The sequence below is a fragment of the Azospirillum sp. TSO22-1 genome (assembly GCF_003116015.1).
GTDB lineage: Bacteria > Pseudomonadota > Alphaproteobacteria > Azospirillales > Azospirillaceae > Azospirillum.
On record NZ_LGQZ01000113.1, the window covers coordinates 1 to 24517 of the forward strand.

At 70.3% G+C, this 24517-nt stretch carries 23 protein-coding genes and 2 pseudogenes; 10 read left to right on the top strand and 15 right to left on the bottom strand.

Annotated elements, in window-relative coordinates:
* Positions 1-872, top strand: a pseudogene (locus TSO221_RS35660) (heme utilization protein); the annotation flags it as partial.
* Positions 873-1020: 148 nt separating this feature from the next.
* The gene (locus tag TSO221_RS26335) at positions 1021-2961 is read left to right on the top strand and encodes a tetratricopeptide repeat protein (protein ID WP_247878280.1); all 1941 of its coding nucleotides are present in this window, start codon (positions 1021-1023) and stop codon (positions 2959-2961) included.
* 19 nt (positions 2962-2980) lie between these two features.
* Here the strand turns inward: TSO221_RS26335 and TSO221_RS26340 are convergent, their stop codons facing one another.
* The 9 genes from TSO221_RS26340 to TSO221_RS26380 are packed head-to-tail and all read right to left on the bottom strand — an operon-like array spanning position 2981 to position 13182.
* Positions 2981-3748, bottom strand: coding sequence for a CmcI family methyltransferase (locus tag TSO221_RS26340; protein ID WP_109121488.1), 768 nt, complete (start codon positions 3746-3748; stop codon positions 2981-2983).
* Between the two features lie 31 nt (positions 3749-3779).
* Positions 3780-4661, bottom strand: coding sequence for an NAD(P)-dependent oxidoreductase (locus TSO221_RS26345; RefSeq protein WP_109121489.1), 882 nt, complete (start codon positions 4659-4661; stop codon positions 3780-3782).
* Positions 4658-5899, bottom strand: coding sequence for a class I SAM-dependent methyltransferase (locus TSO221_RS26350; RefSeq protein ID WP_109121490.1), 1242 nt, complete (start codon positions 5897-5899; stop codon positions 4658-4660). The genes TSO221_RS26345 and TSO221_RS26350 overlap by 4 nt, the downstream gene beginning before the upstream one ends.
* Complete coding sequence (rfbC, locus tag TSO221_RS26355) at positions 5896-6456, bottom strand: dTDP-4-dehydrorhamnose 3,5-epimerase (RefSeq protein ID WP_109121491.1); 561 nt, start codon at positions 6454-6456, stop codon at positions 5896-5898. The genes TSO221_RS26350 and rfbC overlap by 4 nt, the downstream gene beginning before the upstream one ends.
* Complete coding sequence (gene rfbG, locus TSO221_RS26360) at positions 6441-7562, bottom strand: CDP-glucose 4,6-dehydratase (protein ID WP_247878281.1); 1122 nt, start codon at positions 7560-7562, stop codon at positions 6441-6443. Before rfbG ends, rfbC begins: the two co-directional genes overlap by 16 nt.
* Positions 7526-8296, bottom strand: coding sequence for a glucose-1-phosphate cytidylyltransferase (gene rfbF, locus TSO221_RS26365; protein WP_109121493.1), 771 nt, complete (start codon positions 8294-8296; stop codon positions 7526-7528). Before rfbF ends, rfbG begins: the two co-directional genes overlap by 37 nt.
* Positions 8297-8328: 32 nt before the next feature.
* Positions 8329-9612 carry a glycosyltransferase family 2 protein gene (locus TSO221_RS26370; protein ID WP_109121494.1) on the bottom strand — a complete coding sequence of 428 codons (1284 nt, stop codon included), beginning with the start codon at positions 9610-9612 and terminating at the stop codon, positions 8329-8331.
* A gap of 16 nt (positions 9613-9628) precedes the next feature.
* Positions 9629-10210, bottom strand: coding sequence for a hypothetical protein (locus tag TSO221_RS26375; RefSeq protein WP_199229640.1), 582 nt, complete (start codon positions 10208-10210; stop codon positions 9629-9631).
* Positions 10207-13182 carry a glycosyltransferase family 41 protein gene (locus TSO221_RS26380; RefSeq protein ID WP_109121495.1) on the bottom strand — a complete coding sequence of 992 codons (2976 nt, stop codon included), beginning with the start codon at positions 13180-13182 and terminating at the stop codon, positions 10207-10209. Before TSO221_RS26380 ends, TSO221_RS26375 begins: the two co-directional genes overlap by 4 nt.
* Positions 13183-13567: 385 nt before the next feature.
* On the opposite strand from TSO221_RS26380, the gene TSO221_RS26385 reads away from it, so the two are divergent.
* Entirely contained in the window at positions 13568-14062 is a 495-nt protein-coding gene (locus TSO221_RS26385) for a hypothetical protein (protein ID WP_146208913.1), read from the top strand.
* Between the two features lie 7 nt (positions 14063-14069).
* Here the strand turns inward: TSO221_RS26385 and TSO221_RS26390 are convergent, their stop codons facing one another.
* The 4 genes from TSO221_RS26390 to TSO221_RS26400 form a co-directional block, all read right to left on the bottom strand.
* Positions 14070-14480, bottom strand: a complete 411-nt coding sequence (locus tag TSO221_RS26390; RefSeq protein ID WP_146208914.1) for a hypothetical protein — start codon at positions 14478-14480, stop codon at positions 14070-14072.
* Positions 14481-14608: 128 nt separating this feature from the next.
* The gene (locus TSO221_RS26395) at positions 14609-15049 is read right to left on the bottom strand and encodes a hemerythrin family protein (RefSeq protein ID WP_109121498.1); all 441 of its coding nucleotides are present in this window, start codon (positions 15047-15049) and stop codon (positions 14609-14611) included.
* 27 nt (positions 15050-15076) lie between these two features.
* On the bottom strand, positions 15077-15232 hold the full coding sequence (locus tag TSO221_RS35665; RefSeq protein ID WP_158284223.1) for a hypothetical protein: 156 nt from the start codon (positions 15230-15232) through the stop codon (positions 15077-15079).
* 192 nt (positions 15233-15424) lie between these two features.
* Entirely contained in the window at positions 15425-17158 is a 1734-nt protein-coding gene (locus TSO221_RS26400; RefSeq protein WP_109121499.1) for a hypothetical protein, read from the bottom strand.
* Positions 17159-17350: 192 nt separating this feature from the next.
* Between TSO221_RS26400 and TSO221_RS26405 the strand changes: the two genes are divergently transcribed.
* Entirely contained in the window at positions 17351-17794 is a 444-nt protein-coding gene (locus TSO221_RS26405; protein WP_109121500.1) for a hypothetical protein, read from the top strand.
* Between the two features lie 155 nt (positions 17795-17949).
* Positions 17950-18324, top strand: coding sequence for a hypothetical protein (locus tag TSO221_RS26410; RefSeq protein ID WP_146208915.1), 375 nt, complete (start codon positions 17950-17952; stop codon positions 18322-18324).
* A 136-nt stretch (positions 18325-18460) separates the two neighbouring features.
* On the opposite strand, the gene TSO221_RS26415 is transcribed toward TSO221_RS26410, so the two are convergent.
* Complete coding sequence (locus TSO221_RS26415) at positions 18461-18670, bottom strand: hypothetical protein (protein ID WP_109121502.1); 210 nt, start codon at positions 18668-18670, stop codon at positions 18461-18463.
* Positions 18671-18820: 150 nt separating this feature from the next.
* Between TSO221_RS26415 and TSO221_RS26420 the strand changes: the two genes are divergently transcribed.
* On the top strand, positions 18821-19780 hold the full coding sequence (locus TSO221_RS26420; protein ID WP_109121503.1) for an FkbM family methyltransferase: 960 nt from the start codon (positions 18821-18823) through the stop codon (positions 19778-19780).
* Here TSO221_RS26420 and TSO221_RS26425 read toward each other — a convergent pair.
* On the bottom strand, positions 19770-21215 hold the full coding sequence (locus tag TSO221_RS26425; protein WP_247878282.1) for a mechanosensitive ion channel family protein: 1446 nt from the start codon (positions 21213-21215) through the stop codon (positions 19770-19772). The two genes, TSO221_RS26420 and TSO221_RS26425, sit on opposite strands and share 11 nt — an antisense overlap.
* 247 nt (positions 21216-21462) lie before the next feature.
* Here TSO221_RS26425 and TSO221_RS26430 point away from each other — a divergent pair, with 247 nt between their 5' ends.
* From TSO221_RS26430 to TSO221_RS35670, 4 genes and pseudogenes are all read left to right on the top strand, one after another.
* A complete protein-coding gene (locus tag TSO221_RS26430; protein ID WP_109121504.1) occupies positions 21463-21885 on the top strand; it encodes a DUF4399 domain-containing protein in 423 nt (140 codons plus the stop codon).
* Between the two features lie 15 nt (positions 21886-21900).
* Positions 21901-22455 carry a DUF4399 domain-containing protein gene (locus tag TSO221_RS26435; protein WP_247878283.1) on the top strand — a complete coding sequence of 185 codons (555 nt, stop codon included), beginning with the start codon at positions 21901-21903 and terminating at the stop codon, positions 22453-22455.
* A 20-nt stretch (positions 22456-22475) separates the two neighbouring features.
* Positions 22476-24029 carry a DUF4384 domain-containing protein gene (locus TSO221_RS26440; RefSeq protein ID WP_109121505.1) on the top strand — a complete coding sequence of 518 codons (1554 nt, stop codon included), beginning with the start codon at positions 22476-22478 and terminating at the stop codon, positions 24027-24029.
* Positions 24030-24169: 140 nt separating this feature from the next.
* Positions 24170-24517: pseudogene (locus TSO221_RS35670) on the top strand (hypothetical protein); the annotation flags it as partial.

The window sequence follows — 24517 nt, forward strand, 5'->3', positions numbered from 1 at the left end:
CGCAGCTGAACGCGCTGTCCACGGCGGACATCAACGAGCTGTCGCGCACCCAGGTCGGCCAGCTGACCACGGACCAGGTCAGTGCCCTGAGCACCACCAACCTGACGGCTCTGACCAGCAGCCAGATCGGTGGCCTGACCGCGACGCAGGTGGGTAGCCTGACCACGGCGCAACTGAACGCGCTGAGCACGGCCGACATCAACGAGTTCTCGGCCACGCAGATCGGTCAGCTGACGACCAGTCAGGTCAGCGCGCTGAGCACCACCAACCTGACGGCTCTGACCAGCAGCCAGGTGGGCGGCCTGACCGGCACCCAGGTGGCCAGCCTGACGACGGCGCAGTTGAACGCGCTGTCCACGGCGGACATCAACGAGCTGTCGCGCACCCAGGTCGGCCAGCTGACCACCGACCAGCTCAGCAGCCTGAGCACGACGAACCTGACGGCTCTGACCAGCACTCAGGTCGGCGGGCTGACGGCGACGCAGGTCGGTGGGCTGACCACGAGCCAGCTGAACGCGCTGTCCACGGCGGACATCAACGAGTTCTCGCGGACCCAGATCGGCGGCCTGACGACCGCCCAGCTGAGCACGCTGAACACGACCAACCTGTCGGCTCTGACAAGCAGCCAATGGGTTGGGCTGTCCACCTCGCAGATCACGGCGTTGACCACCTCGCAGTTGAACGCGCTGACCACCTCGGACGTCAACGAGTTCACGGCGACGCAGATCTCGGCGCTGACGACGGACCAGATCTCGGGTCTGAGCACGACGCAGCTGTCGTCCCTGGGCACGGTGCAGGCCTACGCCTTCACCTCGGCTCAGGTCCAGGCAATGACCACCACGCAGGTCAACGCTTGGGTCACCCAGGTCTAGGCGCGTAGACTGTCCGAACGGGAAGAACCCGGTGCCATCTCCGGCACCGGGTTCTCTCGTGTGATCCCACTATCCCAGTGAGGCGCCGTTGCCGATTGACCTTTTCCTGCAAGCTGTGGGGAGGCTCGCTGAAAAGCAATTGGACGCCATGGCGGTGATCGGGGTGGCCGACGGCCTCACGCAGGGCGGGCGCTCCGATCTGGCCGTGCAGATCTATCGGCTCTGGACGCAGACCAACGCGTCCGATCCCCTGGGATGCGCCATCCACTACAACCTGGGTGTCCTGCTGCTGCAGTCCGGCGACCCGGCCGGGGCGTCGGAGGCTCTGGAGCGGTCGCTCCAGGTCAATCCTGATTTTCACCCGGCCCGCCTCAGCCTCGGGGTGGCGACCGTGGGGGCAGGGGACGTCGAACGGGCGTGCCAGCACTGGATGGACGTGGCGAGCCGTCTGGACGCGGTCAACCCAACCAACCTGCGCTACAAGAAGATGGCGTGGCGCTACCTGGCGTCATACCTTGAGGGGCTGCACCGCTATTCCGAAGCCGAAGCCATCCTGCGGCAGAGCATCGACCTGGACCCTACGCAGACGGAGATCGTGCAGCATTGGCTCTCCATGCGCCAGGAACAGTGTATCTGGCCGGTGGCAGTGCCGCTGGAGGGCGTGAGCCGGGAGGCGCTGCTGCGCACCATGCTACCGCTCTCGCTGGCGGCCTTCACCGACGATCCGCTCCTGCATCTGGCGTCGGCCTGGAGCCACACCCAGACGGTGGCGCCGCCGACGGCGCGGCTGGCGGGCGGGCGGGGCAGGGCTGCCGCGGCGCCGGCGCGCCTGAAGATCGGCTATCTCTCGTCCGACCTGCGCGACCATGCGGTGGGGTCGCTGTTGCCGGAAGTCTTCGAACTGCACGACCGCACCCGCGTCGAGGTGTTCGCCTACTACACCGGCCAACCGAGCGGATCGTTGTTTTCCCTGCGGCTGAAGGGGGCGATCGAACATTGGGTCGATCTCGCCGGGATGAGCGACGAGGCGGCCGCGCGGCGCATCGCGGCGGACGACATCGACATCCTGGTCGATCTGAACGGGCACACCCGCGATGCCCGCACGCCCGTGGTCGCCATGCGACCGGCGCCGGTCATCGTCAACTGGCTGGGCTATCCCGGCACCATGGGCAGCCCGTACCACCATTACATCATCGCGGACGATTGGATCGTGCCGGCAGGCTCGGAGATCTATTATTCCGAGGCCGTGCTTCGTCTGCCGTGCTACCAGCCGAACGACCGGAAACGGGCCATCGCGCCGCCCAACAGGACGCGGGGCGACTTCGGTCTGCCCGACGACGCCATGGTGTACTGCTGCTTCAACGCGGTGCACAAGATCACGCGCTTCACCTTCGAGCGCTGGATGGAGATCCTGCGCCGGGTGCCGGACAGCGTGCTCTGGCTGTTCGAGGAGTCGGCGGCGTCGAGCCAGCGGCTGCGCGCGCTGGCCGAGCAGGCGGGCGTGGCGGGCGAGCGCCTGGTCTTTGCGGGCAAGCTGCCGCACGACCAGCATCTCGCGCGCTACGCTCTGGCCGACCTGTTCCTGGACACCACACCCTATGGCGCCCACACCACGGGGTCCGACGCGCTGTGGTCGGGCCTGCCGGTCCTCACCCTGTCCGGCCGTTCCTTCGCGTCCCGCGTCTGCGGCAGCCTCGTGCGCGCGGCCGGCCTGCCGGAACTGGTCTGCACCGCACCGCAGGAGTATGTGGAGCGGGCCGTGGTGCTCGGGCACGACCGGGACGAAATCCGCCGGCTGAAGGCGTCCCTTGCGGAGCAACGCTCGGCGTGCACGTTGTTCGACATGGAGCGGCTGGTGGCGTCGCTCGAGGCGCTGTACCAGCGGATGTGGGACGATTTCGAGCAGGGGCGGTTGCCGGTTCCCGACCTCGGCAACCTCGACCTCTACCTCGGCGCCGGCCTGGAAGAGGATCCGGATCAGATCGAGCTTCTCGCCGTCGACGGATACCACGAGCGGTACCGCGAGCGGTTGGAGCGCCGCCACTGTCTGCAGCCGGTCGCCCCCGACAGCCGGCTGCGGCGGCCCTGAGGACCGCCAACCGGACCGGTCAGCGCACGCGTTTCAGCCAGGCGCCCGGCCAGTGCGTCACGTTCTGCCCCAGGCCGCTTTCGTTGAACGGCCACACCGGCTGCTCGATCACGAAGTCGGAGCGGCGCGCGGCGAAATCGCGGGCGGCGAAGGTGGGGTTGTCGGTGGCCCATTCCGGCTTGCCGCGCGGGGTGTCGGCCACCTCCAGCATGACGCCGTCGGTCGCCACGATGTAGGAGCCGACCGACACCAGGTCGCAGTAGGCCTCCAACTCGGCGGCGACGTGGGCGTAGCTGTGGTTGGAGTCGAGGATCACCAGCACCGTCTCGCCGGGCGCGACCAGCGACTTGACCTGTGCCACGATCTCCGGCGCGGTGGAGCTGCCTTCCACCAGGGTGATGCGGTCGACCAGCGGGTGCGCCTCGATGGCCTTGCGGTTGTGCGGGCGGATCTCGATGTCGATGCCGATGATGCGGCCGTGCTCCATCGCCTTGCACAGGCTGGAATAGAAGATCAGCGAGCCGCCGTGCGCCACGCCGGTCTCGATGATGACGTCCGGCCTGACCTGGAAGATCACTTCCTGCATGCGGATCATGTCTTCCGGCAGCTGGATCACCGGGCGCCCCATCCAGCTGAAGGTGTACGGGTACTTCTGGTCCCAGCCGACGTTCACCCACTGCTGCGACAGGATCTCGAACGCCTCGCGGCTGTAGAGGTCCAGCGTGCGGTCCCCGGCGTCGGATTGCACGGCCAGCGTGCGGGAGTCGGTATCGATGGTCAGTTTCATGGCCTGCTCCAATGCGGGCGTGTCGCCCCGTTTATGCCGTGTCCGCGTGTCGGGCCGCGCGCGCCAGACCCTCGGCCAGAGTGGTCTTCATCGTCCAGCCGAGCGCGCGGAGCTTGTGGTTGTCGCCGGCCAGCAGCATCGGCTCGCCGGGGCGCGGCGCGGCCAGCGCCAGGATCGGTTCCGGGTCGGCGCCCAGGATGCGGGCCAACTCCCGCACGACGTCGCCGATGGCCACCGGCTGGCCGCTGCTGATGTTGAAGGCGCCGCCGGCGGCGCACCGCGATAACTGCAGCAGCGCGCTGGCGGCGTCGTCCACGTACAGGAAGTCGCGCTGCGCCTGGGCGTTGACCGGGAACGGCGGCTGCCGGCAGGACAGCGCCGCCACCAGCGACGGCACCAGACGCCGCGCGTCCTCGCCCGGCCCGTAGGGCAGGAAGATCCGCGCCCACGCCAGGGGTACACCGTGTTGCGCGCACGCCTGCTGCGCCATCCGCCGGCAGGCATCCTTGGCCTGTCCGTAGACGGTCGCCGGCTCGATCGGGGTCTCGTCCTCCCGGCAGAGGGTGCCGTCCCAGCGGTACTCCGCGCAGGTGCCGGCCATGGTGACGTGCTGGCCGCCGGCGCGGCAGAAAGCCTCGGCCAGCCGCGCGCCGGCGTTCGCCCAGTCGGCGTTGACCGGTGCCGTCCAGAACGCGCCGTGCTCCACGTACCACGCGAGGTGGACGAGGTGCGTGGCGCCGGCCGCCGTCACCAGCTCGTCCAGGCGGCCGGTGTCCAGCAGGTCGGCCGGCAGGAAGTCGCCCACCGGCGGCCGGGTGCGCCCGGCGGCGACGAAGGGCACGCCGGCCTCGTGCAGTTGGCGGGCGACGTACCGGCCCAGGTAGCCGCGGGCTCCGGTCAGCAGCACCTTCATGGGGCGCCGGCCGCCGTGACGGTCAGGCGCGGCACCGCGGTCACGAAGCGGCCGCCCCAGCCGCCGACATAGGCCAGCTGCTCGGCGATCTCGGCGCGCAGGTTCCACGGCAGGATCACCACTAGGTCCGGGCGGTCGGCCTGCAAATGCGCCTCCTCGACGATCGGGATGCGGCTGCCGGGCATGAACTTGCCCTGCTTGCCGGGGCTCTTGTCGACCACATAGGGCAGCAGGTCGGGGCGCACGCCGGCGAAGTTCAGCAGCGTGTTGCCCTTGGCCGCGGCGCCGTAGGCGCCGACCTTCAGACCCTGCCGGCGCGCGTCGATCAGGAAGCTCACCAGATCGTTCTTCACGCGCTCGGCCTCGGCCTGGAACGCCGCGTAGCGCACGGGATTGCGCAAGCCCCCGGCGACCTCGGCCTCCAGCGTCGTCGCCATCGCCGCGGTGCGGGGGTGCGGGCCCGTGTCGGCGCGCTGCGCGAACACCCGCAGGCTGCCGCCGTGGGTGGGCAACTCCTGCACGTCGAAGACGGCGAGCCCGTTGCGGGCGAAGATCCGCTCGACCGCGGTCAGCGACAGGTACGAGTAGTGCTCGTGGTAGACGGTGTCGAACTGCGCCTCGCGCATCTGCGTCAGCAGCCACGGGAACTCGAACGTTGCCACCCCGTGCGGCGCCAGCAGGCGCGCGAAGCCGGCGACGAAGTCGTTGATGTCCGGCACGTGGGCCAGCACGTTGTTGGCGGCCATCAGGTCGGCGGTCCAGCCCCGGGCGGCGAGCGCGCCGGCCAGCTCGACCCCGAAGAATTCCTCGACGATCTCGATTCCCTTGTCGCGCGCGGCGCGGGCGGTGCTGGCCGTGGGCTCGACGCCCAGGCAGGGGATGCCGGCCTGCCGCACGAACTGCAGCAGGTAGCCGTCGTTAGCCGCCACCTCCACCACGCGGCTGCCGGCGCCCAGCCCGAAGCGCGCCACCATCTGGTCGACGTAGCCGCGCGCGTGCGCCAGCCAGGACGACGACATCGACGAGAAGTACGCGTAGTCCTTGGAGAACAGCTCCTCCCGCCCGGCGTGGTCCTCGGTCTGCACCAGCCAGCATTCGGTGCAGACCAGCACGCGCAGCGGATACCACGTCTCCGGTGCCTGCAACGCCGCCGCGTCCAGGTAGGCGTTCGACGGCGGAGCGCTGCCCAGGTCGAGGAAGGGGAGGCGGCATTCCGCGCCGCAGTGCCGGCACTTCACAGCGGAACTCCTTGGAAATCGGGCGTGAGCAGGGGATGGGCGCGGTCCCGCTCGGACATCTCGCCCGGCGGCAGCGGCCAGGGCAGCGCCAGCCGCGGATCGAGCGGGTTGAGCCCGCCCTCCGCCTCGCGGGCGTAGGCAGCGGAGTGCAGGTACAGCATCTCCACGTCGTCGGTCAGCGCCTGGAAACCGTGGGCGAAGCCCTCCGGGATCAGGAACGCCTGGTCGTTGTCGCCCGACAGCTCCACCGCGTGCCAGTGCAGGAAGGTCGGCGAGCCCGCCCGCACGTCGACCGCCACGTCCCACACCGTGCCGCGCAGGCACATCACCAGCTTCTTCTCGGCGTGCGGCGGCCGCTGGAAATGCATGCCGCGCACGGTACCGCGCGCGGCGGTGTGGGTCTGGTTGATCTGGACGACGGGCTTGTCCCAGCCGGCGGTTTCCAGCTCCTCGGCGCAGAACAGCCGGCAGAGATGGCCGCGCGTGTCGCCCAGGCGGGTGCGCCGGACGGTCCTGAGGCCGGCCAGCGGCGTGTCGAGCGTCACGAAGCGCTGCATGCGGCCTCCCGTCCGGCGGTGAAGTGCGCGACGTCCTCGTCGCACAGGCTCCGCGCGTCCTGGCCGCGCGTCAGGCCGCGGTACCAGCGCACGGTGCGCGACACCGCCTCCTCCATGCGCCACAGCGGCGCCGTGCCCAGCACCGCGCGCGTGCGGCTGTTGTCGAGGGTGAGGAGTTGCGCCTCGTGCGGCCCGCCCGGCTCGACATGATACGCGGTCTCGTGTTCGGCGATGCCGTAGGCGCGCTTGGCGATATCGAGCACCTGCGCGACGGTGGCCATGTCGCCGGCGTCCGGGCCGAAGTTGTAGGCGCCCGCCCGCTCCGGCGCGTGCCACAGCGCCTCCGCCAGTGCCAGGTACCCGGCGAGCGGTTCCAGCACGTGCTGCCACGGGCGCACCGCCTGCGGGTTGCGGATGACGACGGCCTTGCCGGCGCCCCAGGCGCGCATCGCGTCGGGGATCAGCCGGTCGGCCGCCCAGTCGCCGCCGCCGATCACGTTGCCGGCGCGCGCCGTGGCCACCGCCGCCCCGTGGGCGCGCAGGAACGCGTCGCGGTAGCTGGCGACGGCGATCTCGCAGGCTGCCTTGCTGGCGCTGTACGGATCGTGCCCGCCGAGCGGATCGTCCTCGGCGAAGGGCCGGCCGGTCTCCGGGTTGCGGTAGACCTTGTCGGTGGTGACCACGACGACGGAGCGCACGCCCGGCACGCCGCGCAGCGCCTCCAGCAGGTGCACCGTGCCCATGACGTTGGTCTCGTAGGTGGCCACCGGGTCGGCGTAGCTGGCCCGCACCAGCGGCTGCGCCGCAAGGTGCAGGACGATTTCCGGCCGCGCCCTGCGCACGACCCGTGCCACCTCGTCCGGGCGGCGGATGTCGGCGAAAGCGCTGTCCACCAGGGCCGGCAGGGTCAGCAGCTCGAACAGGCTGGGGTCGGTCTCCGGCGGCAGCGCCAGACCGGTCACCTCTGCGCCCAGGCGCTTCAGCCACAGCGCCAGCCATGCCCCTTTGAAGCCGGTGTGGCCGGTCAGCAGGACCCGTTTGCCGCGCCAGAACCGCGGGTCCGGCCCCATCACCAGATCCTCCAGGGCGCCTGGCCCGACTGCCACAGCTCCTCCAGCTGGTTCTTCTCGCGCAGGGTGTCCATAGGCTGCCAGAAGCCGGTGTGGTGCCACGCCTCCAACTGGCCGTCGCGGGCGAGTTCGGTCAGCGGCTCGGCCTCCCACAGGGTCGCATCGCCGGTGATGTAGTCGATGCAGCGCGGCGACAGCACGAAGAAGCCGCCGTTGATCCAGCCGCCGTCGCCCTTCGGCTTCTCGGCGAAGCCGTTCACCTGCGTGCCGTCCAGCTCCAGCGCGCCGTAGCGGCCCGGCGGCTGCACCGCGGTGATGGTGGCCAGCCTGCCGTGGCCCCGGTGGAAGGCGAGCTGCCGGGTGATGTCGACGTCGGCCACGCCGTCGCCGTAGGTGAAGCAGAACGCCTCCTCGTCGCGCAGGTGCTCGGCCACGCGCTTCAGGCGACCGCCGGTCATGGTGGTCTCGCCGGTGTTGATGAGCGTCACCTTCCACGGCTCGGCGTGCCGCTCGTGCACCTGCATCTCGTTCTTCGTCATGTCGAAGGTCACGTCCGACATGTGCAGGAAGTAGTTCGCGAAATACTCCTTGATCAGGTAGCCCTTGTACCCGCAGCAGATGATGAAGTCGTTGATGCCGTGCGCCGAGTAGATCTTCATGATGTGCCAGAGGATCGGCTTGCCGCCGATGTCGATCATCGGCTTTGGCTTGAGGACCGATTCCTCGGAAATGCGGGTGCCCAGGCCGCCGGCGAGAATGACTGCTTTCATGTTGCGTCCCGCTGTCAAAAATTCCCGCGCGCTCACGCCGCTTCCGTGTAGGGCGCGCACAGCATGGCGAGCGCCTGCGACGGCTGCGCCGCCACCTGCTCCACCGCGGCGTCCGCATACCGCACGGCGAGGCGTCCGCCGTCCGCCGCCAGGGCGGCGGCAAGGCCGGTCAGGCGAAGCTGGCCGAACAGGTCGTCGAGCGCCAGCACCCGCGGGCCCGCGCCCAGGGCCGCGGCGTCCTCGCGGCCTCCGCACAGCACGAACGACGACGACGGTCCGGCCGCCGGAGCGAACCGCACCTGCGGCAGCGCGTCCCGCAGCGCCGCCACCAAGGCATCGACGGCCGGGGAGGCGATCACGTCGACCGCGCTCTCCTCGCCGTCGCGCAGGATGCGGGCGATACGGTCGAGGACGAAGTCGTGGGTGAAGCGCGCCTCGCACTGCACCAGCAACTCCGGGGAGACGTTGCCGACGGCCGTCAGCCGGCGCAGGAACAGCCACACCACGTACGGCTGGCCCTGGTTGATCGCCATGCGCGTCGCCTGGAAGTACATCAACTGCAGCAGCTTCTCGCGCGTGCTGGCCATGGTGCCGGGCGGCAGCAGCGCGGCGCAGCTGGAGATGGCCAGCTCGATGTCGGCGTTGGCCATGTCGATGAACCACGCCTCGGCCATGCGCGAGGTCAGGCTGTCGCTGTTGGTCAGGTGCTGGAAGAACGGCTTGTCCACCGCCACGACGTCGCCGTGGGCGAGCAGAGTGAAGTACAGCGGGATCAGCGTGCCGGTGCGGTCCAGGTAGGCGCCATGCCGCTCGAACGTCTCGCGGCGCAGGATGGGGTGGCCGTCGCACAGGCTCAGGCGATCGATCAGCGCCGCCTGGGCGCCGCGCGGCACCACGGTGGCGACGGCGTCATCGTAGCGCATGGCCAGGTCCGGCTGCACCGTCTGCAGGCTGAGGTACTGGCCGACCACCGCGACCACGCCCGGGCTGCCGTCCATGACGCTGGCCGCCAGCTTCAGCGCCGCCTCGAAGACGATGTCGTCGTCGTTGAGGATGTAGACGTACTTGCGGGTGGCGCGGCGCAGCAACGCGTCCATGTTGCGCGCGAAGCCGACGTTCTGCGCGCGGCGCACGTAGACGCAGTGCGGGAACGCGCCGGCCATCTCCGCCATCACCGCCGGCGTCTCGTCCTGCGAGGCGTTGTCGCCGACGATCAGCTCGAAGCTGGTGTCGGCGTAGCGCGCCAGATGCTGCAGGCACAGCTTCAGCCGGGAGGCGCGGTTGTAGGTGGGGATGCAGATGCTGATATCGAACATGGGGCCGTCCGTGATGTCACGCGGTGCCGGCCGGCGCTTCTTTACGCGCGACGAGCGTGATGTGGTATTCTGCGATGACGTTGTTCAGTTCGCGCGCGCGCCGGTTCAACTCGTCGATGTCGAGCTTTCCCTGGCTGTACAGCTCGTAATACACGGGATCCAGGATCGTGTTCAGGTCGGCGATGGCGAAATCCACGCCGATGTAGTGCGCCAGCGGCGTGGCCGCGGAGATGCCGCCGGCCACCCATGCGTCGTTCTTCTGCCGGTCGAACAGCGTCAGCATCTGCGGCGTGATCGGCCGCACGTGGGTCGGGTCGCCCAGGAAGTTGTCGTGCCGCGGGTGCGGCACGTGCACCGCGATCTGCGCGCCGTGCGCACACACGCGGTACAGCTCGCGCATGATCGCCAGGAAGGTGTCGGTGTCGCGTCCCATGTGCTCCAGCGAGTGGATGAACGCCACGTGCGTGACCGATCCGGTTTCCCACGGCCACGGGGTCTTCTCCAGGTCGATCACCAGATCGGTGGTGGCGGTCGGGTACTTGTCGACGTTGAGGTAGCCGTCGATCACCTTGTTGCCGGCGCCGAGGTTCAGCTTCATTGGGGCCACCTGAACTTCCAGTTGTTCTTGAAGACTGGCGTGCCCACTATCGTAGACCGCAAATACAGGAATTTTTGCGGGCAGAGGTCCAGTTGCTCGATCAAATTGGCGAAGCAGCTGTCGATGCCGACAAACACGGATGCACCCTCCAGGACGCCAAGCCAATCGAACGGGTTGGGCGTCAGGTTGGTGATGCGCACCACCGCGTACTGCTCCATCATGTCCGGGGGCAGGGTGATGTTGAGTTGGAAATTCGACCCCTCCTCGTGCACCACCACGTACGGGCGATCAAGGCCCAGCCGGTCGATCAGGGCGGCCTCGCGCGCGCGGTCGCGCGTGATTCGCAACTGCCACTTCTTCGAGAACGGCACGTTGGAGATGGCGTACTTGTATTCGTCGAACTTGAGGGCCTCGGCCAGGTTCGGCTGCGCGACGGGCAGCGATTTCATATAAGAATACAGGCAGTAGATCGGGTCGCAGCCGGCATGGGTCAGCAACTCGACGGGATGGCCGACGAAATAACGGAACAAGGCGGGGTCGCTCTCTTCGATGTCCACCGAAAGGAACGAGATCTCCGGGAACGCGCTTTGAACGAATGGATGGAACCGGCTGTCCACCGGCCAGAACACCTCGGCGCCGGCATCCACGTAATGCTGGGCGATCGGCGCGGCGATGACGATGTCGCCGATGCCGCGCGTCTGGATCAGCCCGACCTTCGATCCGGTGGCGCGGCGCAGCGGTGCGGGCGCGGCGGGGGCGTCCGGCATCACATGGCTGCCGCTGCCGTCGATGGTGATGTGCTCCGGCGGCAGGCCGGACTGCCAGCGCTCCCACATCGCGCCGTACGCGGCGTCCATCGTGCGGGTGTAGAGGGCGATGTCGAACAGCGGGCTGGTGCGGACGCGGTCCCGGATCTTTTCCCGCACGGCCGCAAGCGCCACCGGGTCGGTGGCGAGCTTCAGCGCCAGCGCCTCGTAGTCCGCCAGCGAGTGGGTGATCAGCTCCGGCACGCCGAGCGCGGTCAGCGCGCTGCCGGCGACGCGGCTGGCGAAGCTGTCGCCGGCGCAGGTCACCACCGGCAGCCCGGCCCACAGCGCGTCGCTGGCGGTGGTGTGCGCGTTGTAGGGCAGGCAGTCGAGGAACAGGTCCGCGCAGGCGTGCCGCGCCAGATGGTCCTCGTGCCGCGCCAGCCCGCCGGCGAACACCAGCCGGTCGGGATCGACGCCGCGCGCCTCCGCCTCCCGGCGCAGGTTGTGGACGACCTCGTCGTTGGCCTGCTTCAGCCACAGCGCGCTGCCCGGCACCGCGCGCAGCAGGCGCATCCAGATCTCGAAGACCGGGGCGTTGATCTTGTACGTGTTGTTGAACGACGCGAAGACGAAGCCGTTCTCCGGCAGGCCGAAGGCCGAGCGCGCGAACTGGCTCGGCGTAATGGCGCGGGTCGAGTTCGGCTGGTAGCTGGGCAGGAAGGCGAGCTTTTCGGCGTAACTGGCTTCGGCGCCCGGCGGGGTCAGGAACCGGTCGGTGAGCATGTAGTCGATGTACGGCACCCCCATGGTGCCGGCGAAGCCCAGGTAGTTCACCTGGATCGGCGCCGGCCGCATCGCCAGGATCCGCGTCCGCGCCCCCTGGGTGTAGCCGTTCAGGTCGACCAGGATGTCCACCTCGTCCTGCCGGATCCGCTCGGCGATCTGCAGGTCGGTGAGGGCGGACGCCTCGACGAAGCGGTCGAACAGGCCGGCCAGCCGCGTGCGGAAGGCGCTGCCGTCGTCGGGCGAGAGCGAATAGCCGAAGACCTCGAAGCGCGACCGGTCATGCCGTTCGATGATGTCCTGCAGCAGGAACGACACCGCGTGCGGCCGGAAGTCCGACGACAGGTAGCCGATGCGGATCCGCTCGCCGCGGCGCGGCGCGCGGGGCGGAAAGGGCGCGATGCCGCCCCGCTGCCCTTCGCCCCACAGGCGCGCGCACAACAGCTGGTCGGCCGGGGTGGACGGCTGCATGAACATCGACCAGGGTGACACGCCCGGCTGGTTCCGCCGGACGATGTCGAGCATGCGCTGCTCCCGCTCCGCGAGGCCGGTCCACATGCACACCTTCTTGGCGTGCGTGACGAACTGGTAGAGCGCCTGCGGCATCTCGGGATTGAGGTCGAGCGCCCGGCGCCACAGCGTGATCGGCGTGCCGCCCACGCCCAGCTCGTCGAGGATGGTCGCCAGGTTGCCGAGCGCGACGGAGGAGGCGGGGTTGACCACCGCCGCGTGCTTGCAGGCCTCCGCCGCCAAGTCGAAGCGCTTCTGCGTGTAGAAGGCATGCGCCAGCGTCAGGTGCGCCTCGGTGAGCATCGGGTTCGCGCGGGCGGCGTGGCGGCAGGCGGCCACCGCCGCGTCCAGTTCGCACCGCTCGATGAAGCCGACGCCGACGGCGGTCAACGCCTCCGCGTAGGCCGGGTCCAGGCACGCGGCGATCCGGAAGGCCTCGATCGCCCGCGCGCCGGCCCCGGTCACCTGCAGGTTGCTGGCGAGCATGAAGACGGCGACGGGCGACTCCTCGCCGAGTCGGATCGCGCGGCGCAGCGCCTTGACCGCTGCGGCCGGCTCCTGCGCCGCGGTCAGCGTCATGCCCATGTGCGTGCTGATCGGCGCCGCGGTGGGGTTGATGGCCAGGGAGCGGCGGGCGGCGGCGACGCCCTCCGCCAAGCGGCCGGTCCCCGTGAAGATCCGGGCCAGCGTGGAGAAGTACTCGTCCGTGCGGTTGATCGACAGCGCCTCGCGGACGGCGGCGATTCCCTCGTCCGCGCGGCCGGTCTGGAAGCAGGCGACGCCGAGGAGGTGCAGGATGTCGGCGTCGCCGGGGCGGATCTGCAGGGCGTTGCGGTATTCCGCGGCGGCCTCGTGCAACAGCCCCAAGCGATGGTGCGCCTTTCCCTTCTCGGCGTGCTCGGCAAAGCTGTAGAGCCCTCGGCTATCCATACGAACGATCTTCCTTTTGGAGTCGCCGCCAGCATGGCATGGCGATGGTAAACGGATGTTTATTATGTCGCGGCGTGGCGACGTCGTCGCCGTCGCGGTGCTCCGCAATATTCCGATGCGCCGGGGCCTGAACTATTTGCCGTATGCCGCAGGATAGCCCAGACGCCCACGCCCCGGAAGGGGCCTTCGCCGCGGCTGCGGGCACCGCTCCGGCCTGCGGCCGAAACGCCCAGCGGGAAATCCGCGGCAGTTCGCGATTGGCCGGCCCCACGCAGAAATGGTACTGTTCCCAAGGCTTTCGAATGAGGGTGGGTGTGACGAACCGGTGTGCGCGGCCGACCCCGGGCGGGGCGGGAAACGGCTTCCTCGAAGCGGGAGCGCCGGCGTGAGCGAGCGGCAACACGACGGGGGACCGCGTCGGGGCGTGTCCGGCCGCGCCGACGGCGACGCGGTGGACCTGAGGGACTTTGAGGCTACGATGGATCCATTCCGCATCGCCGTCGCCGGATGGGGTCTGTTCATCCAGATTCGGACGCCGCTGACGAACAACGACCGCCACGCCTTCATCGAACTGCTCAAGTCGTCGCTGGCGCGGGTGCAGACGATGGAGCATCGTGCACTTCTCCTCGACTTGCGGGAGATCGACGTCGCCAACGATCCGGAAGAGCGGATCAACGCCTACACCGGCATGGCTCGCCTGCTGGGTGCCCAGCGGTTCGCCGTGGTCGTGTCGTCGCAGGCCTGCGCGGCGCGCATCGATGCGGTGCTGGACAGCACGGGGATGCGGGACAGCGACCGAGTCCTGATCGCCGGCGTCGGCGACCGGCACGCCCTTCTTCCCGCGCTGGAATGGGTGGATCCGCCCGCCGACCCCGGTTGAGGCGGCGTCACTCCTCGTGGCAGAGGCCTTTGAACATGGCGACGGCGCGCGTCGGCGGCTTGCCGGCGGTCGGCGCCGAGGCCTTGGGGTAGGCGTACAGCACGGCGCGGCCCGGGCCGGGCTCGTACTTCACCCAGGCCAGCATCACCGTGCCGTCGAGCTTGTATTCCGCGAAGCAGGCCAGCGCCGGCAGCGCCGCCGTCTGGTCACAGGGGCGGCCGTCCAGTTCCTGCACGCGCCGCTTGTCGTCCGTGCGCAGCGTCAGCGTGCGCGACACCACGTTGCGCCCGAAGATGTAGTCGTTGCCGAGGCACTCCAGTGACGCCGCGCCCGCCGGCTGCGCGACCAGCAGGGCGCCGGCGGCGGCCAGCCACCGCATCAGGCCGACGCACTCTCCGACGGGTCGCCTGACGGTCATGGGGTCCTCGGGGCAAAGGCCCGGATCGCACGCGCGGGATCCGGAAGCCGGCCATGATTGTCGCCCGGGCCGGTGCGGGCAAGCGGTTTCCGGGCCGCCACGGCGCCCGGCCGGTGACAACCGTGCGCCTATTCCGCCGCGCAGGCCAGCGGATTCGGGCAGTCGTCGCGGCTCCAATCGAACAGCGCGCGGTCCTCGCCGCGGATGTGGTCGAGGATCCAGGCGCGCAGGAAGCCGGCCAGCGTGGCTATGCGGGCGTGTCCGGCGTCGTCCGGCGCGTCCGCACGCAGGGCCGCGACCACGGCCTTGAATTCGGCATGCCGCGCGCGGTGGTGGGCGGCGTCGGGGTAGGCGTGGCGGATCATCCACGCCTCCTCGCGATCCATGTGGAAGACGGCGTAGGCCTGCAACGTGCGCACGATGCCGTCGCGGGTCGGGCACGACACCCCCTGCCGGGCGGCGCGGACCACGTCGTTGTACAGCGTCACGAGCAGGGTGTGCTCATCGTCGATCTCGGGCACGCCGACCTCGAGGTCGCGGGTCCAGGCGATGGGATGAAAGGTGGGCATGGCCTGCGCCTCCGCGGCACCGCGCGGTCAGGGCGCGGCGCGGGCCGCGTCGAGTTGGCGGCGCACTGCGTTCAGCGTGTCGCGGTGGCAGGCGATGTCCTCGCGCACGGCGCCGTGGTGGCGGAAGATGCGGATCTCGCCCAGCGTCCGCGCCGCGTCGTCCAGCGCAGCGATGATGTCCATTGCCCGATCCGCGTCCATGGCCTTGGTCCCCGATGGCTATTCCCTCGTCGTGCCGCGGTATGAGCAACAAGCGTGCCGCGCCCGCGGAAGGGCGGAATCCAGGGGCTTCCTGCGCATTGGTAGGACCAGTCTGCTTTCATACTCCCGCATTCAGGAGTGGTTGTTTCAAATGTGGGACAAAGCCCGGATGCGTCAGCGCGCCACGCGGTAGGCCAGGAAACGCTGCGCCTCGGCGGCGGGCAGGGCGATGGGTTCGATCCCCGGCGGCGGCGACAGCCGGTGCAGAAGCGCCAGCAGGCTGCGCGGCCGATCGCGCAACTCGCGCTCGACGTCGGGAGAGCGGCCGCGGCACAGCACGATGACGGCGACGCGCCGCTCCTCCAGCAACCGCCGCACCGTTCCGGAGCGCGGGTCGCCGAGCAGCAACGCCTGCGTGTCGCGGATGCCCGCGGCGTTCAGGTCGTACGGAGCGCCGATGGCGCCGTAGCCGGAGCGGTAGGCCAACTCCGGCCCGTCGAACAGGTCGCTCAGCACCGTTTCGCCCGGCCGCGGCGGCGGCAGGTGGGGCGTTACCGGACCGTAACGGCACTCCGCCGCCGGTGGAGGCGGCGGGGCGGTGGAGGCGAGGGCGGCGCCCGCGATCCAACTGCCGCCCCCGACCAGCGCCGCCGCCGCCACGGCCGCGCCGCCGTGCCGCCACAGCCGAACGGTCGCGGCGCTCCACGGGATCGCCTGGTACAGCGCCAGGAAGTGCAGGCCGCGGGCCTTGCCGAACAGCACGTAGGCCAGCATCAGCAGCAGGGCCAGCAGGAGGAACAGCCAGCCGCGCCGCTGCGCCGCCGGCCCGCGCGCCGCGGCCACTCCCGCACAGAGAAGCGCCGGCAGCACCGGACCGGCGTCGAGCAGGAGATCGCCCCAGTTCACCTCGGCCAGCCGCAACGGGTCCTCGATGCCGACGGGATCGAGCAGGTAGGCGCGCACCACCGGGTCGAGCCCGTCCTGCGGGTTGGCGAACAGCCCGGGCAGCAGCAGCCACGCCGCCCCGGCCGCGCCCATGGCCGCGGCCAGCGCGGTGAACGCGCGCCCGGCCGGCCCATGCGTCCGCCGCGCGGCCAGGGAGACGGCGCCGACCGCGGCCAGCAGCAGCGCCCCCAATCCGGCGTGCAGCGCCGACAGCCGGAAGGCATCCGGCATCAGCCACTGCGCCGGCGGCCTCTCAAGCGCCAATCCCACCGCCAGCGCACCGAGCAGCCCGGCGCAGAAGCGCACGCCGTCGCGCGTCGCGTCGCCATCGTCCCGCACCCAGCCGAGCGCCAGGGCCGCCAGCGGTGCCGGCAGCAGCAGCAGGCATTCCGGGCTCACCCAGATTCCCAGCCCGGCGGCGGCACCCGCCACCGCCATGCGTCCGTTCAGGAACGCCGCGAGTTGCCCGAGCGCCAGCACCATGACCAGCGCGTGGTGGTCGGAGAAGCCGGCGACGAAGTCGCCCAGGGGGGCCCGCAACGCCACGAACAGCAGCACCGCCAGCGCGCGCTCGGCCCGGTTCAGCAGTGGCCGGGAGCCAAACCACAACAGCAGCGCGGCGACCCCGTGCAGCGCCGGCGCCATGACCAACCCGGCCCATTCCAGTGCGGCGGGGAAGGGCAGAGCGAGCGACAGCGGCGCCGCAAGGACCAGCATCAGCGCGTCCAGCGGCCGGGTCCAGTGCAGTTCCAGCCCGGCCGGGGCGTTCAGCGCCGTCAGCACCGGGTCGTACCAGCGTCCGGTCGCGTGCAACTGCGCGACGCGCAGCAGGCGGGTGTAGGAATCAGGGTCGAAGAGGTTGACCTGCCCGCCCTCCAGCGCCGGCACCACGCCGGTCAGCACCAGCGCCGCATGCAGCGCGGCGATGCCGGCGAGGATCAGGAGGGTTTCGGCGAACCGCATGACAGGCCCCGGAGTGACGCGCTCACCGCTGCAAGCCCGATGCCACCACTGTGCCGTCGCGTGGCGGCCAAGCAAAGCGCGGCCGGTTGTGGCCCGGCTCACATCGGCGCCGGGCGTGGATCGGTAGGGTTCCGTCATCGACAACGCGCCGGACGCGACAGAGCGCCGGCCCCCTTACAGGAGACCGACACCATGATCCGCACCTCCCTGCTCGCCGGCTTTGCCTCGCTCGCGCTGATGTCCGCTCCCGCCATGGCGCAGAACGTCGCCAACGTCTCGAACACCGCCGCCGGCATCGGCAACGTCGCCGAGCAGAGCGCGACGGTGATGCAAAAGGGCAAGGGCCTGTTCGCCGGTCCGAACACGGCGAACGTCTCGAACACCGCGGCGGGCATCGGCAACTTCGCCGGCCAGAGCGCGCTGGTGATGCAGCGCTCCAAGGGCCCGTTCTCCGGCGGCTCGACGGCGACGGTCGGCAACACCGCGGCCGGCATCGGCAACACCGCGCTCCAGAGCGCCACGGTGATGCAGCGGAGCAAGGGCCTGTTCGGTCCGTCGAACGCCGCCAACGTCCAGAACCTTTCCGCCGGCATCGGCAACTTCGCCGGCCAGGGCGCCCTCGTCCGCCAGCGCTGACGCCTTCTCGCGTTCCGACCCGCTTCCTCCCTGAAACTCACGCTCCGGCCGGGTCCCCCGGCCGGAGTTCTTCTTTTCGGTCCCCGGGCGGCAATGTCGCTGCCGGTGTGGCCCGGCCCACAGCGACGTCCCGCGGGCGGCGGTAAGGTGGCGGCATGACGCGCACCCCCGAAGGAGACGAGACCATGCGCCGCATCGCCCTGGTGACCGCTTTCGCCGCTTCCCTCTTCGCCGCCGCCCCTGGCTTCGCCTTCGAGGTGCAGTCGGGCGGCGTGCCGCTCTCCGCCGAACACGTGGCCCTGCTGGCCAACCGCATGGCCGGTCTGGGCGGCCCGGCGCAGAAGCAGGGCGCGCCGGCCGCCGGCCGGCCGATGCCGCCCTGGATGGCTGGCCGCGAGGCCGCGGCGGCCGAACCGGCCGGCGGCAAGCAGGCCATGATGGGCTTCATGCTCGGCGACCGCCGGGCTGAGGCCAAGCCGGCCGCCGGCAAGGACCTGTTCGGCTCCAAGGGCTTCGCCGCGCGCCGCTGAGATTCGCCCTCGTCTCCCGAAAACTCGGGCCGCCGTTCGGCGGCCTTTTTTTTGTCAGCGGGAAGGACGCAACGAAAAAGGGCTCCCGAGCGTGCGGGAGCCCCGGCTTGGCCGTTCTAGAAAATGAGAACCATTCTCATGCCGCGCACAGGCGAGGGGAAACCCAGGCGAAGCGGGTGCCGCTGTTGGTGATGTCGGCGTTGAACCCCTCGGCCACCCGGTCGTTGCCGCCCGAGGCCAGGCAGAGCGTCACGTTGATGGCGGCGAGGATGGCGCGGTCGATGTGCTCGGGGCCGGCGTCGTAGCGCTTGATGGCCTTCAGGGCACGGGTGACGGAGGCTGCCATGACATCGCTCCAGGGGTTCGTGGAGTGGATGCCCCCATCATGTGCAAGGCGCGGGCCGGCGACTGTCGCCGGCTTCACACTCCCAGGCGATTTCCGTGGCCGTGCGGGTTGGGGTAAGCTGCGGCACGTCCCCTGCCCACGGATCCTGCCATGACGGTCCTGCCCCCGTTCACCGCCCTCGTCGAGCTGGCGCCGCGCCTGCGCGTCGTGGACATCGGGGCCAACCCGATCAACGAGGTGCCGCCCTACATGCCGCTGCTGCGGGCCGGGCTGGCGGAGGTCGTCGGCTTCGAGCCCAACCCCGAGGCGCTGGCCGAGCTGAACGCCAAAAAGGGTCCGAACGAGCGCTACCTGCCCTTCGCGGTCGGCGACGGCGGGCGGCATGTGCTGCGCGTCTGCGCCGCCTCGGGCATGACCTCGCTGCTGCCGCCCGACGCGGAGCTGCTGGGCTATTTCCACGGCTTCCCGCACTGGGGCCGGGTGCTGAGCGAGGTCGAGGTGGAAACGGTCCGCCTGGACGACCTGGAGGAGGTCGGCGCCATCGACTACCTGAAGATCGATATCCAGGGCGGCGAGCTGATGGTGTTCGAGAACGCCACCGAGCGGCTGCGCGGCTGCCTCGCCATCCACACCGAGGTGGAATTCCTGCCGCTCTACGCCGGCCAGCCGCTGTTCGCCGAGGTCGACCAGTTCATGCGCCGCCACGGCTTCGTGCTGCACACCCTGCAGCCGCTGGAGAAGCGCACCGTCGCCCCGCTGTCGGGCGGCGAGGGGCCCGACCTCGGCCCGGCGTTCAAGACCACCCACGCCGAGGCGGTGCGGCTGCTGGAGAACGCCTTCGGCGGCAACCCGCACGCCGGCATGAATCAGGTGCTGTGGACCGACGCCGTGTTCGTGCGCGACTTCACCCGGCTGGCGCTGCTGGACACCGGACAGCTGGCGAAATACGCCCTGCTGCTGCACGACGTCTACCGGTCCTACGACCTGGCGTTGCGCGCCCTCATGGAGCTCGACGCGCGCACCGGAACCCTGTACGCCACCGCCTACGCCGCCAACATCGCGATGTTCTCCGGCGGGGCCTACCGCGTCCCCGGCCTGATCACAGCTTGAAGAAGCCGCGCAGCCGCGCCAGCAGGTCGTGCGGCGCCGCCACCGCCGGGGCCAGCCCGGCCGCGCCTTCAGCCTGCCGTTGCAGGCTGTTGCGCGACTGGCGCTGGGCCATCAGCTCGGCCAGCTGGGTGGCCAGTTCCGGCCGGCGGCGCAGCACCGGGTCGAGGTGGTCCTTGTCCAGCTCGTAGACCACCGCGTCGGTGTTGGCGACCACCGAGGCGCTGCGCGGCTGTCCGGTCAGCAGCGACATCTCGCCGAACACGTCGCCGGGGCGCATGCGGTCGAGCAGGCTGGCGCGCCCCTCCTGCTGGCCGTCGCTCTGCATGCGCACGTCCAGCACTCCCTCCGCCACGATGAACAGCGAGCTTCCGGCCTCGCCCTGGCGCACCGCCACGGTGCCGGCCGGCAGCTCCAGCCGATTCAGGGCCTGGGCCAGTTCCTCGATCTCCTCGTCGCGGAAGGCGGAGAACAGCTCCAACTGCCGCATCAGGCTGCGGCGCAGCGTGCCGGGCACCCGTGTGCGCGGCTGCGGCCGGTGGGCGCGGACGTCCTGCTTGGGATGCGCCAGCTCGATCCCGGCGCGGCCGAGGTGCTGGAGGATGGTGCTCGCCACCGCGTCGCGGCACGCGCTCAGCCGGCCATAGTCGGCCACCCAGAAGCGTGCCTGGTAGACGATGCCGTTGGCGCCGATGGACTCCACCAGCACGTCGGGCCGCGGCTCGGCCAGCACGCCGTCGGCGCACACCAGGGCGGAGAGCAGGACCCGCTTGGCCCGCGCCACCGGCACCTCCTCGTCCAGCGTGATCGGCACCGCGGCGCGGAAGCCGGTTCCCGGCCGGCTGAAGTTGACGAAGCGGCTGCCGGCGGCGACGCCGTTGGGGACGATGACCGCGGTGCCCTCGGTGGTGATCAGCCGGGTGGCGCGCCAGTTGATCTCGTCCACCTGGCCCGCCACGCCGGGCGCCAGCTCGATCCAGTCGCCGATGCGGTAGGGCCGCTCGATGTTCAGCGCGATGCCGGAGAAGATGTCGGCGATCATGTTGCGCAGCGCGAAGCCCAGCACCGCGATCAGCACGCCGGAGGTCGCCAGCAGCCCGGTCACCGGCTGGTCCAGCACCGAACCGAGAATGGCGAACAGCGCCGCGCCGTAGATCAGGGCGCGCAGCAGGTCGGCCAGCAGGCGCGGGATCGCCCGCGGGCGCCCGGCGCGCGTCGGCCGGTCCACCACCACGTCGAGGACGCGCGACCCGAGCCACGCCGCGGCCAGCCACGCCGCGATGCCGATCGCCAGCCCGGCGCTGTCCGCCGCGCCGTCGCCCAGCAGCGCCGCGACCCGCTCGTGCAGCCATGCCCGGTGCATGGCCGCGGCCGTCAGCGCCACGACGACGACGGCCGGCGGCAGCAGGTGGCGCGACGGTGACAGCGGTGGGGGCACGGCGGTCCTGCTCCGGTGCGTCCTCCGACGATGGCATGCGCGCCGGCACGGTCAACGCCGCAGACGGAAGGCGCGCTGCCGCCGAATCGGAGGGCGGTTCCAGCCATATGGGACCAGATCACGCCACTGAAAAGGTATCCGAGCAGCCTTGTCGGGTTACCCACGAATACTATGGAGCGTGTACGCCCAGCTGAAGACTAGGATGGACGTCATCGGTCCCATCATCGGCCATTATTGGGGGTGAGTCATGACCCGGATCGCCGTTTTCCTGCTCGGAACCGTCCTGCTGATGCCCGCCGCGGCGCTCGCCGACCGCGAGAAGGCGCCTGATGGAGCTCGTGCCTACATCATCTGGCCGCACGACGGTGCGGTGATTCCGGGCGGCAAGTTCTGGGTCCGCATGGGCCTGCAGAACATGGGCCTGACCCCCGCCGGCATCCGCAAGCCCGACGCCGGCCACCACCACCTGCTGATCGACACCGAGGTGAAGGACCTCAACGAGCCGATCCCCAACAACAAGCAGAACCTGCACTTCGGCGCCGGCCAGACCGAAGCGCGGCTCGAGCTGCCGCCGGGCCGGCACACCATCCAGATGGTTCTGGGCGACACCGACCACGTGCCGCACGACCCGCCGGTGGTGTCGCAGAAGATCACCGTCATCGTTCCCTAAGGGAGGGAGGTCGCCATGACCCCGTGGAAGACCGCGTTGCTCGGCGCCGGGATGGCGCTGGCCTGCGTGACCGCACCGTTCGCCGACGCGTCGGCACAGATCGACGTGCCGCTCAACCCCACCATGGGCGCCGACCCGCAGAACGTCACGCCCGAGAAGCCGCCGGCTCCGGAAAAGGCGAAGCGCACGCCGGGGCGCAAGGAGGCCTACCTCTACATCGGCTGGCCGAACAACGGCGAGACGGTGAAGTCGCCCTTCAAGGTGTGGTTCGGCATGCGCAACTTCGGCGTGGCGCCGGCCGGCGTCACCAAGGAGGGGACCGGCCACCACCACCTGCTGATCGACAGCGAACTGACGAATTTCGACGAGCCGATCCCCAACGACAAGAAGCACATGCACTTCGGCAAGGGTCAGACCGAGACGGTGCTGGAACTGCCGCCGGGCAAGCACACGCTGCAGCTGGTGCTGGGCGACACCGACCACGTGCCGCACAACCCGCCGATCATGTCCAAGAAGATCACCATCACCGTCCGCGGCGGCGAGGCGCCGCCGCAGGTATCGCAACGCTGAGCCAGGGGTAGGGAGGGGTGATGGTCTTGCGCAGACGGGGTCCGGTCCTGGGTCTGGTTCTTCTTCTCGCCGGCTGCTTCACGTCGGGCGAGAAGGCGTCGGTGGTGCAGCAGCCGAAGACGCCCGCCGTGCGTACCATCAGCAGCTTCAGCGAGGCGCTGCGCTGCATGGACCAGCTGATGTGGAGCCACGGCAAGCGCGACATCTACATCACCTCCAACGGCCTGCCGGACGCCACCGGGCGGGTCGCCGGCGGCACCAAGGAGATGCTGATCACCGCGGTCTCGCGCATGTCCGAAGCCTCGGGCGCCTTCCGCTTCGTGGATTTCGAGCCGGCGCTGGACGACGTGAACGCGCTGTACTGGATGATCGGCGTGCAGCCGAACTTCCGGGCGCCGTCCTACTACATCCGCGGAGCGATCACCCAGCTCGACGACAACGTGGTCAGCGAGGCGGCGGGGGCGGGGATCTCGGTGCCCAACCTCGACCTTGGCTTCTCCGCCGATCAGGTGATCTCCCTGGTGACGGTCGACCTCAACATCGGCGAGTTGGTGACCCGCCAGATCATCCCGGGCATGTCGGCCAGCAACACGCTGGCCGTCGTCTCTTCCGGCAAGGGCGCCGATGCCGGCGCGGTGATCGGCAAGGCCGGGCTGTCCTTCAACGTGTCGCTCAACAAGTCGGAAGGGCTGCATCAGGCGGTGCGTACTCTTGTGGAACTCAGCACCATCGAGGTGCTGGGCAAGCTGACCCGCACCCCCTACTGGCAGTGCCTGGGCATCGACCAGACCAACCCCGCCTACCTCGCCGAGGCGCGCAGCTGGTTCGACACCATGGAGCCGACGCAGCGCGTCAGCTTCGTGCAGCGCGTGCTGTCGTCGGAGGGGTATTTCGACGGGACCGTCAACGGCCAGCTCGACGAGCGCACCCGCAACGCGGTGTCGCGCTGGCAGGCGGACCACGACCTGATCGCCACCGGGCGCATCGACTTCGACACCTACCAGCGCATGATGGCGAAGGATTCCGGGCAGAAGGCGTCGCCCGGCCGCGTCCAGTCCGTCAGCAACGCCGGCGGCGAGGGCCTGCCGCGCCCGGCGCCGACGCCGGCCGGGGCGGGGCCGGATCTCGTGCTCAGCTCCGACCGCGGACCGACGCCGCGCTACCGGGCGGGCGAGGCGCTGGTGGTGCGGGTGCAGCCGACCTCGGACGGGTTCGTCTACTGCTACTACAAGGACGCCAACGGCACGGTGGCGCGCATCTACCCCAATCGCTTCCAGCCCGACGCCTTCGTCGAGGCCAACCGGCAGGTGGAGATCCCGCCGGGCGTGCAGAAGCCCTTCAACCTGCGCATGGACCGGCCGGGCGCGGACGAGGCGGTCGCCTGCGTGGTGTCGCGCGATGAGATCGGCGTGCGCATCCCCGACCAGTACAAGCGCGAGGACCTGCAGCCGATTCCGGGTGCCGCGCTGTCCGACGTGGTCAACGCCTTCGGCTCCGCCAAGGGCGGCGAGGGCACGCGCACCCGGCAGCTGAACGTCAAGGTGCTGCCCGGCACCGTGGCGGGGGGGGGATAGGCGTTCAAGCCCCTTTCCCGTCAAGGGAGAGGGGCTTCGAAAGGAATGCCGGCCGTTGTGGCTCGGCTCACAGAACGGCGGGGGCGGCGGTGCCAGGATCGCGGGCAACCGACGCTCCCGTCCAGTCCATGGAGGCTTCCATGCCGAAGCATGTTTTGTCCCTCGCCCTTCCGCTCGCGGCCGTGCTGCTCGCCGGCCCGGCGCTCGCCCAGACCGTGGAGGGGGCCGGCTCCTCCAAGGTGATGATGTTCGACCGGCCGCCGAGCGTCGATGAGCTGCGCCAGGTGGTGAACCCCGATCCCAAGGTCCGCACCCGCAGCATCGAGATCATCGGCGGGGCCGCCAACAGCGCCGCGCAGCGCCCGCGCCCGACCGATTCCGTGAACTACGCCCCGCCGGCGGCCCAGGCGCCCGAGGCGAGCCGCCCGACGCCGGCCGCCGCGCCCAAGGCCCCCCGCCCGGCGCCGCAGCCCGCCCCGCAGGTCGCC

What these genes read in the sequence shown, in the direction of transcription:
- TSO221_RS26335 (WP_247878280.1), top strand. Translation starts at nt 1,021, where the DNA reads ATGGCGGTGATCGGGGTGGCCGACGGCCTCACGCAGGGCGGGCGCTCC.
- TSO221_RS26340 (WP_109121488.1), bottom strand. Translation starts at nt 3,748, where the DNA reads ATGAAACTGACCATCGATACCGACTCCCGCACGCTGGCCGTGCAATCC.
- TSO221_RS26345 (WP_109121489.1), bottom strand. Translation starts at nt 4,661, where the DNA reads ATGAAGGTGCTGCTGACCGGAGCCCGCGGCTACCTGGGCCGGTACGTC.
- rfbC (WP_109121491.1), bottom strand. Translation starts at nt 6,456, where the DNA reads ATGCAGCGCTTCGTGACGCTCGACACGCCGCTGGCCGGCCTCAGGACC.
- rfbF (WP_109121493.1), bottom strand. Translation starts at nt 8,296, where the DNA reads ATGAAAGCAGTCATTCTCGCCGGCGGCCTGGGCACCCGCATTTCCGAG.
- TSO221_RS26370 (WP_109121494.1), bottom strand. Translation starts at nt 9,612, where the DNA reads ATGTTCGATATCAGCATCTGCATCCCCACCTACAACCGCGCCTCCCGG.
- TSO221_RS26375 (WP_199229640.1), bottom strand. Translation starts at nt 10,210, where the DNA reads ATGAAGCTGAACCTCGGCGCCGGCAACAAGGTGATCGACGGCTACCTC.
- TSO221_RS26380 (WP_109121495.1), bottom strand. Translation starts at nt 13,182, where the DNA reads ATGGATAGCCGAGGGCTCTACAGCTTTGCCGAGCACGCCGAGAAGGGA.
- TSO221_RS26390 (WP_146208914.1), bottom strand. Translation starts at nt 14,480, where the DNA reads ATGACCGTCAGGCGACCCGTCGGAGAGTGCGTCGGCCTGATGCGGTGG.
- TSO221_RS26395 (WP_109121498.1), bottom strand. Translation starts at nt 15,049, where the DNA reads ATGCCCACCTTTCATCCCATCGCCTGGACCCGCGACCTCGAGGTCGGC.
- TSO221_RS35665 (WP_158284223.1), bottom strand. Translation starts at nt 15,232, where the DNA reads ATGGACATCATCGCTGCGCTGGACGACGCGGCGCGGACGCTGGGCGAG.
- TSO221_RS26400 (WP_109121499.1), bottom strand. Translation starts at nt 17,158, where the DNA reads ATGCGGTTCGCCGAAACCCTCCTGATCCTCGCCGGCATCGCCGCGCTG.
- TSO221_RS26405 (WP_109121500.1), top strand. Translation starts at nt 17,351, where the DNA reads ATGATCCGCACCTCCCTGCTCGCCGGCTTTGCCTCGCTCGCGCTGATG.
- TSO221_RS26410 (WP_146208915.1), top strand. Translation starts at nt 17,950, where the DNA reads ATGACGCGCACCCCCGAAGGAGACGAGACCATGCGCCGCATCGCCCTG.
- TSO221_RS26415 (WP_109121502.1), bottom strand. Translation starts at nt 18,670, where the DNA reads ATGGCAGCCTCCGTCACCCGTGCCCTGAAGGCCATCAAGCGCTACGAC.
- TSO221_RS26420 (WP_109121503.1), top strand. Translation starts at nt 18,821, where the DNA reads ATGACGGTCCTGCCCCCGTTCACCGCCCTCGTCGAGCTGGCGCCGCGC.
- TSO221_RS26430 (WP_109121504.1), top strand. Translation starts at nt 21,463, where the DNA reads ATGACCCGGATCGCCGTTTTCCTGCTCGGAACCGTCCTGCTGATGCCC.
- TSO221_RS26435 (WP_247878283.1), top strand. Translation starts at nt 21,901, where the DNA reads ATGACCCCGTGGAAGACCGCGTTGCTCGGCGCCGGGATGGCGCTGGCC.
- TSO221_RS26440 (WP_109121505.1), top strand. Translation starts at nt 22,476, where the DNA reads ATGGTCTTGCGCAGACGGGGTCCGGTCCTGGGTCTGGTTCTTCTTCTC.